Origin of the sequence: Pseudoalteromonas luteoviolacea H33-S, from assembly GCF_001625695.1 — a bacterium.
GTDB classification, from domain to species: Bacteria; Pseudomonadota; Gammaproteobacteria; order Enterobacterales; family Alteromonadaceae; genus Pseudoalteromonas; species Pseudoalteromonas luteoviolacea_B.
Genome location: NZ_AUXY01000035.1, coordinates 225,383 through 240,710, shown reverse-complemented (window position 1 = coordinate 240,710; position 15,328 = coordinate 225,383). Strand labels below are relative to the sequence as shown.

Here is a 15,328-nt window from a genome sequence, read left to right as displayed (position 1 = left end):
GTCATAACTACAAATAGGCATCAATTTATTTATTGTTATGGATACAATTTGGCACTCTAGTAAAGATCAATTCCTACGCTTAGCTGCTTCGCAACCAAAATACATGGCGTTAGCTGAACTCATTGAGCAGGCGATTGAGCATAAACAGCTCGCATATGATCAGCGTCTTCCTGCGCAAAGAGTCCTTGCTGATCTCTTGCATATCACCCATGGCACGGTGACAAGAGCTTATGATTTATTGGAGCAGCGTGGATATGTTCGAGCAAAATTAGGGGCAGGCACTTATGTGTCAAAAAATAACAGCTTGCACCACGACATGCAGATAAGCGATTTGGCAGCCAGTGTTCAGCCTTTAATGGGTCAAGAAAGCATCATAGCGAGAGCAATGCAGTCTCTGTCGCAAAGCCAAACGGAGCTTGGGGAGCTACTGACATACAAATTGAATGGTCTACCTAGGCATCAAAAATTTTATCGGGATTGGCTATTGCAACGCGGCGTTGCCTGTGAGCAACACGAAGTTATCTTCACCCAAGGCGCGCAGCAGGGGATTTACAGCTGTTTATCAGCCTTGTGTGAACCTGGGGATCTCATCTTACATGAATCGCTCACGTATCCTGGTTTTTTTAGAGCATGCAAAAGCTTAAAGTTGCAATCACAAGGGGTGCCTGTCAATTCGCAAGGCATTGATTTGGACAAGCTTGAGTCTATTTGTCAAAGCAACATGGTCAAAGCGATTTATATTACCCCAAATTGTCAAAACCCAACTAATGTGCAATACAGTGACGAAACATTGCAAGCGATACTGGCATTGAGTCGTAAATATCATTTTTTTATTCTCGAAGATGATGTGAACTATTGCTTATCAGAAAACTGGCGCTTGCCATTGTGGCAACAAGCACCGGATCGTGTGTTTTATTTAGCTAGCTTCTCAAAATATTTTAGTGGCGGCCTGAGAACAGGTTATATGTTGGCACCTCTACTGTGGCAACAGCAGATCATTGCAACTGTGCATGCCCAATGCTGGTCTGTGTCTATGACAAACTTTGAGTTGATGATGCGCGCACTGCAAAGTAAAGAGTATCAGTATGTGCAAGTTAAATTAGAAGATGAGATCCGTTACAGACAAGCAGCGCTTGAAAAGACCCTGAACCGTTATGGCTTTGAAGCGGTGTTTTTTGGTTTGAATGTGTGTTGGTATCTACCAGCACATCTGAACATGCATTATGTCGCGGCGCAGTTTAAAGCTCAGCTAGTTGAGGTGCGTACACTGGATGTATTTGCCTCGCCAAATGAGGTGTGTGAGATAAATGGTATTCGCTTTACACTGGGTGGACCAACGACAAGAGCCGCCTTTGATGTTGCGATAACTCGCATTGATACCGTACTAAAAGAGCTGCTGATTCGTAATGATGTGGTGATATAAAAAGTTAGCCGACATATCGGCTAACTTACCAAGGCTAGTCTTGTTTTACGGCTGCAATTACAGAGACTTCTACCAATAACTCAGGTCTTGCCATGGCTGCTTGTACACAGGCTCTTGCTGGTGCGTGTCCCTCAGGCACCCATGCATCCCATACTTCATTCATTTGTGCAAAATATTGCATGTCACTGATATAAACTGTGGCGCTTAAAATATGTTTTCTGTCACTGTTCGCTTCTTCAAGAAGTGTATCAACCTTGTCTAACATGGTTTGTGTTTGCTCTTTGATCCCTTGCGTTGCGTCTTTACACACTTGGCCACACAGATAAATCGTATCATTATGTACCACAATTCGACTCATTCGCTGGTTGGTGTGTTTGCGAGTAATGCTCATGTTTTTACCCTCGGTAACGGGCAGACTAGCCGCCCTAATTTACTGACTGTTGCGAGGTGGCAAGGTTTAAGGAGTAAACAACTATTAGCCACCTAGCGGTTTATATGGCTATGATTATATGGTATGTCAGAGAGTTATTTAAGCACTAGAAATTGAATATTGTTAGGAAGTTATAAAAAGAGGTGCTATCAAGACCAAACGGAGTGCGCTGTTTGGTCTCATTCTATTACTGTTTTATCCGCAGTAACAGGTAGGGATATTGGTGGTTGCCGTTGTTTTGCATTTCGGTTCATCCGTTAGACACAAATATGGACCAAATGAAAAGTCTCTGCAAAATTGATCATGTGTGTATTGATAACCGCCAGCAATCGCGGGCGTTGCCTTTACAGGCAGTGACTTTGTATCTGCAGTTAGTGATTTGATCTTTTTCTTATTAAGCTTCAATTTCATTTTTTGACCTTTTCCTTAGTTTAAATGATTGGTTTGTCTAATATTTAGACGGCATTAAGCTATCGTGTAAGTAATAAATTTACAATGATTTATTTCATTTTTATTTCATTTTACGAGGCTTAGGCACAGAATAAGTCGTTATCTAGAAGGCGTGAATATGTAATGCGGGGACAAGGGGTGACCAGCTATTTTCGGCTGGTCAAATGTTTTAAAGGTATGTTTATACAGAAATCATTAATAAGCCAATGGCACAGATAATAGTCAAGCAGATAAAAATATTGGCGAGGTTACCTGTATCAGCTATCGGTTCAGGGACAAATTCAGGTTGGGGAATGTCTTGCTGCGTCATCCGGTAGTAAAACCCTTCACCATAATGTGCTTTTAAATCTTCTCGTGTAGTCCATTCAAGTTGCTCAGTCAGAAAAACCAGCACTTCACTGGAGACCATCTCTTTATCATTTTGGCAGGTTTTTTGGTGATTCAATACTTTATCAAATACCAGCGCTGCTAGGTCATTTCTCAAAGACACAACCCCGCAGGCAGGATGGTCAACCAGTAATTGCCATGAAGATACCTGAGTATGTCGATGTGCATTGCCAAGTAAATCCGTGAGTTCATCATTAAATTCGTTAAACAACGGATTGGCTAAGCTGTGATCAGATGGAGTAAAAGGCGCTACAAGGCTGTTTAAAATTGACTGGTATGCAGCATGGAGCGCAGATTCTCGCTCAGCGCGAATGTCATCTGATTCAGTACTTAAGTTTTCAAGTTTTTGTTGATACGCCGCTTCAATAGCTTGTTTATCTGAAGTGGGCGCCAATTCTAATTCATTCCAAGGATCTGTCGACACGGTTTAGCTCACCTTTATCAATCTGTTAGTTTACGCTGTCATAATTTATGACATTAAGACTACAGTCATGAGCTGAGTGTAGCAGACTCACCTTACTTTTCTAAACTAGAGGCGATGGGTTGTGTGGTGATTTTCGGTAAAACCACAAAACGAGCGTTAAATTAGGGGTGAATATAGATGGTTTGCTTGTCACATTGTGACCGCACACAAGCCGATATTGTTGTCTCGCCCAAATATTGGTCGAGTGTGATTTCTGGTTTCGCGATGGGCTTATGGTTGATAAACCAGCTTACCTGATCTGTGTGCGTTGACTCTAATGGTAGCGCACCGATCTGCGAACGATAGTAATGCTGGCCGCTGCGAACTGATGTGATGGCAATGGTTTGGTGTGAAGCTGAATCTAAACGGTGAGAGTGTTTACTGCCCAGCCAGTGGTTGAGTTTTTCTGGCCAGCTGAGTGTGGTCGTGAAGTCGCCATAAATATCCATACTTGGCGGGGTCATGTGGTCAATGGTCATTGCTTGATGTTGCGAGTCACATTGCTCTTGTGGAATATGTGCAAGCGCTAAACCACTAGGCCAGCAAATCAGCGTGTGGGTGACAGAGCTAGGTTGGGCGAGCTGTTGGCGGTCAGGGGGCAACAAGTCAAATGCGTCGAACATCAAAGGCGCGGCTTGTGTGGCACCTAAGTAGCCAAGCATGGGGCTTGCATCTGGGCGACCAACCCAGACCGCCACGGTATAATCATGGCTCACGCCAACAGCCCAAAAGTCGCGATAGCCGTAACTGGTACCAGTTTTCCATGCTATTTTACGGCGTACTGATGGTACGACACGATCAGGCGCGCTCTGTGCACTGAGCATTTGAAACGTTATCCAGCTACTTTGCGGGCTTAATATTTGCTTGCTGGTTATGTCGTTTGGCTCATTGCTGAGTATTTTTAATGGGGCGACGTGCCCTTGACTGGCCAATGCACGATATAATTTGGCCAGTGTTAATAATTGCGTGCCCGTCCCCCCTAATCCAACAGATAAGTTAGCATGTTTATGGGCGAGGTGAATGCCTGCACTGGCAAGATTTTGCTCAAAGCGCGCAGGCGTGATGCGATTGAGAAGTTGAATTGCTGGCACATTTAACGATTGCTGCAATGCGCGCTGAGCACTGATAGGTCCACTAAAAGTGCCATTTAGGTTTTGCGGCTTATAACCATCAAAATCAGCAGGAATGTCACTTAATAAGCTTTGACTATGAATAAGGCCTAAATCTAACGCTTGCGCATAGATAAAGGGTTTCAGAGTTGACCCTGGAGAGCGTGTTGCACGTGCCATATCAACGTGGGCAAAGCGGCTCATATCGCTGAAATCAACGGAGCCTTGGTATGCGCGGATCTCAGCACTGGGATTATGCAAAATGACCAATGCGGCAGATGCTTTATGCGGTAAGCGTTGACTGGTTTGTTGCAGCAGCGATGACAAACGTTTTTGTAAGGCATAATCTATTGTGGTGTGCAGTTTATGCGCATTTGGATAGCGCACTTTTAAATAGCGGCTTAGCAGAGGAGCAAGCGCTACAGGCCTATTCGGTTGAAGATTCATCTGCTCCTTTACCATTAGGCTGTGCTGCTCAGTATTGATTAAGCCTCCTTGATAGAGGCGTGTTAGTACTTTATTGCGCATCGCGATTGCACGTATAGGATATTTATCAGGACGGTATTGTGAGGGCTTTTGCGGTAGTACAACCAGCAAGGCGGCCTCATTTTTCGTGAGTAACCGTGGAGATTTTCCAAAATACTTATTGGCCGCTGCTGCAACGCCCTCAATATTGCCGCCAAATGGGGCTAAATTGAGGTAAAAGGTGAGTATCTCCTCTTTGCTGTAATGCCACTCAAGTTGTATTGCTCTGGCGATTTGGTTCAGCTTTCCTGTAATGGTTCTTGAATGTGGGTCGATAAGGCGTGCAACCTGCATGGTCAAAGTTGAGCCACCTGATATCACCCGACCATATCGGATCCATTGCCCAGCTGCGCGTAATAATGAAAACGGATTCACGCCATAGTGACGATAAAACCAGCGGTCTTCATAGTGTAGTAAAGCTTGTAAATAAAATGGGTGAACCTCTTTGGGCGTGATGTGATAGCGATGCACACCTTGCTTGTCGCCAAAAGAGCGCAAAGTTTGCTGGTTGCTTGCCGTGATGAGGGTTGCAGGACCATCTGGGTAAATAGGGGGTAATGGGTTATTGGTATGCCAAACAATCGCACTCATCACAATAAGTAGGCAAGTATAGGCTGCAATGAGTAATGTTTTTTTAAAGGTCATTTGGCATCATTAGTTGGTAGTGGTAAGCGCCCATATCAGGGCGCTTGAAGTTATCTTTCGATAGTGAGTGTAGATGGGAATTGACTATAGAGCACATGTTTTTGCGGTCTGTACATTGATTCCATGAAACTTGGCGGGTTGGCATAAGTGCCCGGTACTTCTGCACGCAACAAGTAGGCAAATTGCTGCCTTGGTCTATCATCACTGTACCTATGATACTGCTGGCGTGGTTTTAAATCCGTGACTGCGACATATCTATCATGGCGATATTCTTGGTGCTCAATGTGGCTCAGTACTACGCCTTCAGGGAGCAATTTTTGAATATCTAAATCTTGCAGCAAAGCGGGGTTTTCAAGTACAAATCCTGCAGGGATCCTATCTACAATCATGGCATCATGAATGCGTTCTTTACTTTCCACATCGAGTACCACTAGGACTCGATCACCTACTTTTAAAGACACTTGCTCATCAATAGGCTTGCCTTCAAGCGTAAACCAGCGCCTTAAGAAATGTTTCATTTTAACGGTATTAAAAGGGTTAATTTGGTTGGCGATTGCAGGGTTAAAATCTAGGTAACCGGTATGCAACTGCTGCACATGTAAAGGGCTATCGGTGGTATTTTCTAACACGAGCCCGGCTGTAAGTGGGTGCGTTAATAGACCTTGATGCTCAATTGTATTGTCATTGATCACGACGCTCAGTGGTTGTTTATTTTGCTCATCAATGGCAATCGCCGAGCGTAATAATGCCGCTTGTTCCTGTGTACTGAGCCATTGCTTATCGATGGCGAGCACAGGTAAAGAGGTTGCCAGTGTATTTGCAATACGACGTGCTTTGCTTTGTATACCTCTTAATTGCGCTATCTGATTCAAAGCGATAATAGCCATGGCATCATCACGCACTTGGCTGCCATAATCGTAAATATAGTCGTCGACTCTGGTTTGCGTATCAAATTGGTTGAGTAGTGCAGATGCTTGTGCAATAGCGCCAGTATTGGCTAGTGCAGCGGCAAATTGTATCAAACTCAATTTTGATGGGAATGTACTGATTTGCAGTGCTTCGAGGTCACTGTAACTGAGTTTTCCAAGGCTACTCGATAGGTAGGCCGCGTAAGTCGTTGCGGCTATGGCGGCCTCGGGTTTTGAGGTCAAAGTATTTACAAAATCGCCCCTTGCGTAGCGTAATACGCGATATTGGGCTTCTTGAAGCATGTCTCTTGGCACAATTTCTGGGTATTGTGCACTAACTTGAGTAAGAAAATCAGTGATATAAACGCTCAGCCAAGGAGACTCTTGGCTGTAGCTGCCCCACGTGCCAAATCCGCCAGTGGTCTTCTGCATGGTTTTTAATCGGCTCACAGCGGCACTGAGGTAGTCTTTGCTATTGGTTAATTTGCTACTTTGTTGCAGCGCGCTTTGCTGAAATTTATCAAGCTGCGGGTTCTGTAAAATAAAGGGCCATGCCTTACTGGTGGTTTGCTCAGCGCATCCGTATGGGTAGCTATGCAGACCTGATGCAAATTGCGCAATATTAAGAATGGGGGTATGGCTGATGAGCAGTTTTCCTTCTTTGCCGCCAATGACTTTGAGGCCATCCCAATTGGATATATCTGCCGTTAAGGTCTCATTCGGCTGTAATTGCGTGTTTTTAGCTTGGGTTACCCAGGGCTCGATGTAGCCAACAGGCACGCGCCAACTGCGCGTCACATCTAAGTTGCCCCCAGTGACATGGAGGGTAAATGTCGCGATGCCATCTGGATTATTAGCTTGGGTATGAATGGTCGCTGTTTTGCTCCAATGTTGCCCCTCATCTAATGTCACAGTATGCGTCGTTTGCTCTGCAATTGTCACATGATTATCAACGCTGAGCGCCACATCAAATGTTTGAGCCTGACCAGTGAGGTTATGAATATCCAATGTGACCGATGACGCATCACCTGGCACCAAAAAACGTGGCACACTGAGCTCTGCCACCAGTGGCATTCGGATGATTTGATCTTGTACTAGCTGACCTACTTGGCTGTCGTTAAATGCGGTAACAATAAGTTGCGCTTGTCCGTTATAGTCTGGCAGTGTGAGCTCAACGAGGGCTTTACCTTGTTCTAATCGCACAGGTCGTGACATCAATTGAATGGTTTTACTTTCGACTAAGTCATCGTTCCGGTTGGTATTGTTTTCAACACTGTCACTACCAAATCTGGATTGTGCAAACGGGTTAGGGCGCGGATCGTATTGCCGAGAGTAGAGATCGATTATGTCGCCACTGTAGCGGCGCTGTGCGAAAAAGTAATCAAACGGGTTTTCTGGCTTAAAGCGACTGAGGTTAATGATCCCTTTGTCAACCATAGAGACGGTTACCCAAGTTGCCCCATGATCTGTTAATCCTTTTGCTGTCACTGGGATTTGTAATTTTTGCAGTGGCTCAACATGATCTGGGAGGTCGACTTTTAACTGGATCTGACGCGCACTTCTTTCTAGAGGAAGTGGTATTACGCCTAAATAGCGTTTAGGTGCTCCTTGCTGCTGACCAAATACGGTGGCAGTGACATAGAGATCATGGCGACTCGGTAGCTTGTTAAGTGGAATGGCAACTTGGCTTTGGCCTTTTTTTACTGCAAGCTTTTGTGACCAAATGACTTTATCGGACTCAAGGGTCACCATGAGTTCGCCACTGATGGGTGAGCTCAGAGTCAGTGCAGCTTGTTCACCTGTATTGTAAGCTTTTTTATTGAGAGTGAGTTGCAGATGCTCTGGCTTAACAGCATATTGGCCATAACCGCGATACCAGCCTGCATAGAATTCATAGTGAGTTTTACTCCCTGTATTTAGATCTGTGGCTTCAAGGCGGTAATTTCCCCATTTAACCGGTAGTTCGATGTGAGCGATATCGGCATTTAAATCAATAACACTTTGTTGCTCCTGTCGCCACCTATCTTGCTTTTTGCGCTGCCACCCGATGCCTTCTTCGTACATCCAGTAGTAGTTGCCTTGATCATAGTAAAGCTCTAATTTGACGCTACCAGTAGAAAGAGTTTGGCCATCTGCGGAGAGTAGAGCGATTTCAAAGCCTGCATCAGAGCTGTATTTAACATTTTTGCTTAGCGGTTTGATCCCTGGAATTGTACTTTTTCGCCAGCTAGTGAATGTGCTTGTGCGCTGCACAGCTGCGCCACCGGCTTCTTGCAGCGCAATAAATACTTGGGTCTTTACAGGGCTTTTAATTTGTTCCGCACGGGGGGGGCTTATTTTAACTTGTGCCTCGCCTTGCTCAGAGAGCCGTTTATTTTCCAGCGACTTATAACGACCAGATAAATAAAAATCTTGGCCGACAACAAAGGCTTTGTAAGGGCCGGTAAAGTGCCTTATTGGCTGATGGCTTACGTCTGTTTTAAATGTATTTCCCGCAGCTGGACTGCCAAATAAATATTTACCATTTAATGTGAGGGTATTTTCTTGTCCAGCGAAAACAAAGGGGGCCTGTTCTGTTACCTTAAGATCCATACGCTCAGGCACGAACTCTTCCAATTGAAAGGTCATCTCAGCGATAAAGTTGCGGGCACTTGGGTCAAGTTTAACGCCAACCGTGTAACGACCTGTTGGCCAGTCATTGGCGGTTTTGAGTGATTTGCTGAAAAAACCAGCTTCTTGAGCTTGCAAAGTTTCTGTGAGGATTTGCTCTTGGCGTGAATTTTTGACCGATAGGGTCAGTGTCTCAATACTGGTTTTATGGCCATCAAAGTCGCGCAGTAAGATATTGATAGGCAGGCTGTCTCCAGGCCTTACGAGATCTCGGTTACTATAAATAAAGGCTTCGGTTTCTTGATATAAACGACCGCCAAGTTGATAGGCCGACAGATCAAGTGGCACTTCTTTAAGTGGTAAAATGGCCAAGTGAGGAGTGCTGTCTTCTTGTTCTAATTCAGCAATAACGATGTCGTTTTGCTCTAAGGTGACCGTAAAGTCGATGTTGCCTTGTGCATTTGTTGTGCCTTGACGTATGAGTTCGTGTTTACGATAAATACTGACTTTGGCACCTTTCGCGCTGCGGCCACTTTGTAAATAATTGACGCTGAATGTGGCATGATGCTTTTGTACTCTTGCTTGAATACCTAGCTCTGTCAGGAGCATATGCTTTGCTTGCAAGTCACCAAATTGACCAGCGGCTTTGAGTGTCACAATATACCATCCCGATGGTAAGTTTGTTGGAACAGGCAATTTCGCTGAGTGTATTTTATCTTCTTGTCCTGCTGGTAGGGTATAGCGGTCAGCAAAGACACTTTCGTAACTGTAACTCAACCTATCTAATGAACTTGGATAGATTTTGTCGTTCAAATAGTAACTTTGTAAAAAATCATGGGCGCTGGTGATATGTAAAATTTCGATATCGACTTCACGGGTATTTTTGTAACTAATAGGGATAGCTTGTGTGCTACTTTTTGGCACCAATGGTCCCGAACCAACAATTGCAATTTGAGGTGTTTGTCGTTTTTTAGACTCGGCTACAGCGGCGTGATGCCAGCCAATAGTGACAAATAATAAAGAGATGATTAACCAGCTGGTATACACACTCCTTGCGTTCATGACTTTCCCCTAACAATACTGATATTAAATAAGTTTACGTAACTTACATGAATATAGCGTGATTATCGTATTAATATCGTATACGAGTAAAGGATTAGTACAAAGTTATCAGTAATTTAGTGACTTTTAGCGCAAACTATATGCTGTATAGCGAAAATACTGGTGCCCGTGCGTCTAAATCATAAGAAAGAATGCATATCAGCCACATGTACAACTGGCTGATATGCTGATACGTTTTATGCAGCGACTAAAAAGTTAATGCGAGTAAGTAACTCTTGCGGTGCAGTGTCTTTTAAATCGTTTAAATACTCTTCAAATGGCGGGAAGTTAGCGAGCTCAAATTGGCTCTGGGGTAGCCATTGGCCGTATAACCAGTTGTAAGGTTTTTCCAGTTCAGTGTAATCACCTTTAAAGAGAATGCTGACAGTTTTTCCTGCAGGGATAGTCAGGCGCTCAAAATCATGCTGCTCTGGCAGCTTAGTTTTATCGACCGCAATGCAGGCCATAGATTTGAGGTTGGCATGAGGCACAGACTCAGGATCATCAAAGTAAATGCCAAAAAAGCGCGTATCTTGGTCAATTAAATTTGCTTTTGCGGCCATCACAGAAAGCTTTTCGAATGCTTGGCCAATTTGCATGTAATCACCGTGATGATTTAAGCCAATTAATTCAATAGATTCAATATTTTGTTGTTCAACTGTGTACATGGGGAGATACTCCTTCGAAGACGTTGGATACAACGCAGTAACCTCAGGCGTGGTATAAGCACGTCGCTGGCGATATTGATTCGGTGTTTCGCCATAGTGCTTAGTAAAGGCTCGGTTAAATGCCTCAACGCTGCCATAGCAAACTTGCTTGGCGATTTGCTGTTGGTTTAAGTCGCTGCGAACTAGATAAGTTGCCGCCTTCAGCATACGCATTCTTCTCACTGTGACATTGATTGTCTCTCCCGCATACTCACGATAAATACGATGAAAGTGATAAGCAGACATACAGGCTATATCTGCCAATGTATTCACATCAAGTTCTGAACCTGCATGCTCGTATAGATAGTCGATAACTCGGAGCATTCGGTCTTCGTAGTAATGTTGTGTACTTAACTTGTGTTTCATCTGTCGCTACTCGTTACGGTTAAGTGTTGCAATGCGTCTAGTTGATTTTGACGACATGGCTAAAGTAGCGCAAGTTGGATTGATAATGTTTGCGAATTTTGGCGATGAGGAAAAATAGGGGCCCGACATGGGAACCCCTCAGGAAGGATTACAAACGTGTGTTGAAAAACGGCAGCATATGGTGCTCTAGACGCTCAAGTGCTTTATCACTGTGACCACCCGGGAACACTTCAAAGTGAATGGGCACCTTGTTAGCCTGTGCTTTTTCTTTGAGTGCAAGGACACCTTCAGTGATCCAGATATAATCATCTTTGTCGCCCACATCGATGCGTACAGAGCTGAGCTGCTCAACAACAGCAGGGGTTGAATACAACTCTACTAGCTCTCCAAACCCTTTGAACCAAAGCGGCTTTTGAGATGCGTCAACGCTGTAATGCACACCAAAAGGTTGCCCTGAATGGCCTGCAAAGGCGCCTGAATAAGCCATTAAGTAAGCGCTGTAGCTATTTTCTTGACCATTGTTCCAAATCTCACGACCTTGGAAAGAGGCAAACTCAGCGTCCATCAGTGCTTTTGGATCTTTTGTGGTCGCGAGTTTTTGCTTAAATGCTTGGTAGCGTTTAATTGCTGCTTCTGAAGTTAGGTATGATTTAGCCATGCCTTTTTCATCAAACATGCCAGGGCTCAATGCGTATACATGTGAGAACAAGTCAGGGTATTTTGCTGCAAATCGAAGTGCACCTGTACCGCCCATTGAAAATCCTGCGATACCGCGATGCTTAGCTTGGGCTTTTGTGCGATAGGTACGATCTACCCAAGGTAATACTTCTTTGATGACGTAGTCGCTAAAATTACCATGGACTTCTGAGTTGACGTAAAAGCTGCCTCTGAGCGGTGTGTTACCTTCTAACATAACAATGATCATCTCCATGTTTTGGCCATTTTTTTTATGGTTTTCTAGCATGGGCTCAATGCGCGCACTGTATTTTACTGGCCAACTATAGGCGCCTAATAAATATAAAACAGGGTAGCGTTTGTCGCTCTCGTGGTAGCCGTCAGGCAAATAGATATGAATATCACGGGTACTTTTGGTACCAATTAAGCTGTTTTCCAATGCTTTTGAGTGAAAAGGTACGTTGATGATTTCGGCTTTAAGTGTACTACTGGTAAAAATAAGCAGTAAAAATATTAGTGTTTTCATTGTTATGACTCCTGCTGATAAAGCTTGCAGTTAAGTTACAATGTGCCTAAATTAATAACAAATATAAAAATAGATTGATTTATATGTAATGAATATAAATTGGATGGATATAAAAAAGCTCCACTATGTAGTGACTGTGGCACAGGAGCTCAGTTTTAGCCGAGCAGCATTGAAATTGCATATGTCTCAACCCCCTTTGAGTCAACAGATCCGGCAAATAGAAAGCCATTTAGGCATGGCTTTATTTGAGCGTTCAACCCGTTCGGTGAGCTTGACGCCTTTTGGGGTGACATTTGTTAAAAAAGCCCAGCGGGTACTCGCAGCGCATGCTGAGCTCGGTGAGTGTGTGCAAAGCTTTCAAACGGGTAAGCAGCAGCCGATTAAGCTGGGTTGTATTGGCTTAGCGTTTGAAGCCTTGGTGGCTAGTAAGATGGCTGTGCTATCTGCTCAATCCCCTAAATTAAATTTGGCATTGGAAGAGGGTACAAGTGCAGAGTTGGTAGCGCGATGCCAATCAGGACAACTACACGGGGCGATTATTCGCTTATTTGATCCGGAATTACCTGCAAGTGATATTCACTACTTATGTAGTGAGCAATATGTCTTTGCCTGTCCCAAGCAGTGGCAGCTAAACTTGACTAAGACATCGATAAAAACCTTTAGTGGCAAGCCATTTGTTCACTACCCAAAGGCATTACAGCCTAAATTATATGAGACGATAGCGGCGGCATTCACTCAGGCAAAGGCAACAATGAATGTTGTACAAGAAGTCAAAACCAAGTCAACGACGCTGTCTTTGGTGGCGGCGGGGATGGGGTTTGCGATAGTGCCTCAATCTATGCAGGGAAAATATGCATCTCAAGTTGATTTTATTGAGATAACTGAGCACTTGCCGAGTGTGGACTACTTTCTCTATTGCCAAGATTGGCAAGTGCATGAGCGAATGACCTGTTTATATGAACTGCTCAGGACTTAATGCATTATTTAAAAAAGTCATCTTCGTTTTTCGCAAGCATTGCCTCGATGTCCTCAATGAGCGCTTGTGGATCGGGCTGAGCAAGATCTGTGCTTTGCACGGGACTAGAAATTTTATTGTTTTCTTCAGACCACTCACCTAAGTCGATAAGTTGACAGCGCTTAGAGCAAAATGGACGGTGCGGGCTTTGTGCCGACCAGATCACCTCTTTTTGACATGTTGGGCATTGGACAGCTGTTGGCATAATGGATACTCATGGTGTGATAGACCCGTATAGTTTACTGCTTTGCAGTAAACTATACCAGTGAGTCTGAACGCAATTAGTAGTTTGTGACGCGGTTGATCTCAGCTAAAGAAGTCACGCCGGATGCCGCTTTTCTCAAACCAGATTTACGTAGATTATCAAACCCTAATTTGTCAGCGAGTGCTGCAATCTCCAAAGAGTTCGCCCCCTCCATAATTTTGTGCGACATGTCAGGGGTAATTTTTACCACTTCATATACCCCGACACGGCCTTTATATCCGTCTGTGCAGTGGTCGCAGCCTTTGGGTGCATATAGCGTAAGGTCTTTAACTTGTTCTTCAGTAAAGCCTTGTTTGAGTAATTCTTCTTTTGGTAACTCTTCGGGCTCCTTGCACTTTGGACACAGGCGTCTTGCTAGACGCTGGGCGATAATTAAGCTTACAGAGCTGGCTACGTTATAGGCTGGTACACCCATATTAAGCAATCGTGTGAGTGTTTCTGGCGCTGAGTTGGTGTGCAGGGTACTCATTACTAAGTGACCTGTTTGGGCTGCTTTGATGGAGATCTCTGCTGTTTCCAGATCTCGGATCTCACCCACCATGACCACGTCAGGATCTTGTCGTAAAAATGCTTTAAGCGCGTTGGCAAAAGTCATATCTGCTTTTGTGTTTATCTGAACCTGGTTGATCCCTTCAAGGTTAATCTCAACCGGATCTTCCGCGGTACTGATATTACGCTCGGGCTTATTTAAAATATTGAGGCCAGTATAAAGCGATACGGTTTTACCAGAGCCTGTGGGGCCAGTCACTAATATCATGCCTTGTGGCTGCTCAAGGGCATTTAAATACAAATCTTTTTGTTCAGGTTCATAACCTAATACATCAATCCCCAATTTAGCGGCAGAGGAGTCTAGTATCCGCATTACGATTTTTTCACCCCACATGGTGGGCAGGGTACTGACACGAAAATCGATGCTTTTACGCTCGGATATTTTGAGCTTAATACGGCCATCTTGCGGCTTTCGTTTCTCAGCAATATCAAGATGAGACATAACCTTGATACGAGCAGATAAACGGCTAGCTAAGGTATTGGGTGGACTTGCCATCTCATGCAAAATACCATCGATACGAAAGCGCACCCGATATTTTTTCTCATAGGGTTCAAAGTGTAAGTCTGATGCCCCTTTTTTAATTGCATCCATGAGAATTTTATTGATGTAGACAATAATCGGCGCATCGTCTTTTTCTTCATCTTGCTGCTGTGACGGCGATTCATCTTCTATATCTAAACTGGCAAACTCTTTAAACTCGTCGTCACTGAGTGACAGGCCAGAGCTGGAGTCAAAGAGCTGATCTATTTTTTGTTCTAATAGCTTGTGATCAACAACCACGATTTCGCACTGTAATCCCGTGCTGAACTCAAAGTTTTCAAACGCACCATAATCGGTTGGATCTGAGGTCGCGATAAACAGTTTGCGATCTTTTTTGACTAAAGGAAGGAGGTAGTGTTGCCTGATCAACTTTTCTTTGATCAGATCTTTAGGCACATTTGCTACATCAAAACCATTGAGATCAAAGTATGGCACACGGAACAAATCAAGGCATTGTTCAGCTAATTCTTGCCCAGACATACCGCTACATAAGCAAATTAGCTCAGCAGTGGTTGTTGCCTCGGATTGCTTCGCCTTTATCTGATCTGGCGTAATTCTACCTAAGGTAATGAATTTTCTCAGTAATGGAGAGTGATGTTCCATAATGTCCTTTAATACTTCAACAGCTTACAC

General features: G+C 44.1%; 11 protein-coding genes. 2 read left to right on the top strand and 9 right to left on the bottom strand.

Annotation, left to right across the window (positions count from 1 at the left end; genetic code table 11):
- The first annotated feature begins 37 nt into the window (after positions 1 to 37).
- The gene (locus N477_RS02850) at positions 38 to 1,423 is read left to right on the top strand and encodes a PLP-dependent aminotransferase family protein (protein WP_063361093.1); all 1,386 of its coding nucleotides are present in this window, start codon (positions 38 to 40) and stop codon (positions 1,421 to 1,423) included.
- Between the two features lie 34 nt (positions 1,424 to 1,457).
- Here the strand turns inward: N477_RS02850 and N477_RS02845 are convergent, their stop codons facing one another.
- The 7 genes from N477_RS02845 to N477_RS02815 form a co-directional block, all read right to left on the bottom strand.
- Positions 1,458 to 1,814 (bottom strand): RidA family protein, encoded by a 357-nt coding sequence (locus tag N477_RS02845; protein WP_063361092.1) that lies wholly within the window; start codon positions 1,812 to 1,814, stop codon positions 1,458 to 1,460.
- A 234-nt stretch (positions 1,815 to 2,048) separates the two neighbouring features.
- Complete coding sequence (locus N477_RS02840) at positions 2,049 to 2,264, bottom strand: hypothetical protein (RefSeq protein WP_063361091.1); 216 nt, start codon at positions 2,262 to 2,264, stop codon at positions 2,049 to 2,051.
- A gap of 220 nt (positions 2,265 to 2,484) precedes the next feature.
- The gene (locus N477_RS02835; protein WP_063361090.1) at positions 2,485 to 3,114 is read right to left on the bottom strand and encodes a hypothetical protein; all 630 of its coding nucleotides are present in this window, start codon (positions 3,112 to 3,114) and stop codon (positions 2,485 to 2,487) included.
- A 161-nt stretch (positions 3,115 to 3,275) separates the two neighbouring features.
- A complete protein-coding gene (gene pbpC / locus N477_RS02830; protein ID WP_231098072.1) occupies positions 3,276 to 5,432 on the bottom strand; it encodes a penicillin-binding protein 1C in 2,157 nt (718 codons plus the stop codon).
- A gap of 50 nt (positions 5,433 to 5,482) precedes the next feature.
- Positions 5,483 to 10,012, bottom strand: a complete 4,530-nt coding sequence (locus N477_RS02825) for an alpha-2-macroglobulin family protein (RefSeq protein ID WP_063361089.1) — start codon at positions 10,010 to 10,012, stop codon at positions 5,483 to 5,485.
- 236 nt (positions 10,013 to 10,248) lie between these two features.
- Positions 10,249 to 11,124 (bottom strand): AraC family transcriptional regulator, encoded by an 876-nt coding sequence (locus N477_RS02820; protein WP_063361088.1) that lies wholly within the window; start codon positions 11,122 to 11,124, stop codon positions 10,249 to 10,251.
- A 148-nt stretch (positions 11,125 to 11,272) separates the two neighbouring features.
- Positions 11,273 to 12,325: an alpha/beta hydrolase gene (locus N477_RS02815; protein ID WP_063361087.1), complete on the bottom strand. Its 1,053-nt coding sequence runs from the start codon at positions 12,323 to 12,325 to the stop codon at positions 11,273 to 11,275.
- 103 nt (positions 12,326 to 12,428) lie between these two features.
- On the opposite strand from N477_RS02815, the gene N477_RS02810 reads away from it, so the two are divergent.
- Entirely contained in the window at positions 12,429 to 13,301 is an 873-nt protein-coding gene (locus N477_RS02810) for a LysR family transcriptional regulator (protein WP_063361086.1), read from the top strand.
- Between the two features lie 4 nt (positions 13,302 to 13,305).
- Here the strand turns inward: N477_RS02810 and yacG are convergent, their stop codons facing one another.
- Positions 13,306 to 13,545, bottom strand: a complete 240-nt coding sequence (gene yacG / locus N477_RS02805; protein ID WP_063361085.1) for a DNA gyrase inhibitor YacG — start codon at positions 13,543 to 13,545, stop codon at positions 13,306 to 13,308.
- Positions 13,546 to 13,621: 76 nt separating this feature from the next.
- Complete coding sequence (pilB, locus tag N477_RS02800; protein WP_063361084.1) at positions 13,622 to 15,298, bottom strand: type IV-A pilus assembly ATPase PilB; 1,677 nt, start codon at positions 15,296 to 15,298, stop codon at positions 13,622 to 13,624.
- Positions 15,299 to 15,328: the final 30 nt, after the last annotated feature.

Bases quoted from the DNA above. Each gene is read 5' to 3' on its own strand.
- N477_RS02825 (WP_063361089.1), bottom strand. From the start codon at position 10,012: ATGAACGCAAGGAGTGTGTATACCAGCTGGTTAATCATCTCTTTATTA.
- N477_RS02815 (WP_063361087.1), bottom strand. From the start codon at position 12,325: ATGAAAACACTAATATTTTTACTGCTTATTTTTACCAGTAGTACACTT.
- pbpC (WP_231098072.1), bottom strand. From the start codon at position 5,432: ATGACCTTTAAAAAAACATTACTCATTGCAGCCTATACTTGCCTACTT.
- N477_RS02850 (WP_063361093.1), top strand. From the start codon at position 38: ATGGATACAATTTGGCACTCTAGTAAAGATCAATTCCTACGCTTAGCT.
- N477_RS02845 (WP_063361092.1), bottom strand. From the start codon at position 1,814: ATGAGCATTACTCGCAAACACACCAACCAGCGAATGAGTCGAATTGTG.
- N477_RS02820 (WP_063361088.1), bottom strand. From the start codon at position 11,124: ATGAAACACAAGTTAAGTACACAACATTACTACGAAGACCGAATGCTC.
- pilB (WP_063361084.1), bottom strand. From the start codon at position 15,298: ATGGAACATCACTCTCCATTACTGAGAAAATTCATTACCTTAGGTAGA.
- N477_RS02840 (WP_063361091.1), bottom strand. From the start codon at position 2,264: ATGAAATTGAAGCTTAATAAGAAAAAGATCAAATCACTAACTGCAGAT.
- N477_RS02810 (WP_063361086.1), top strand. From the start codon at position 12,429: ATGGATATAAAAAAGCTCCACTATGTAGTGACTGTGGCACAGGAGCTC.
- yacG (WP_063361085.1), bottom strand. From the start codon at position 13,545: ATGCCAACAGCTGTCCAATGCCCAACATGTCAAAAAGAGGTGATCTGG.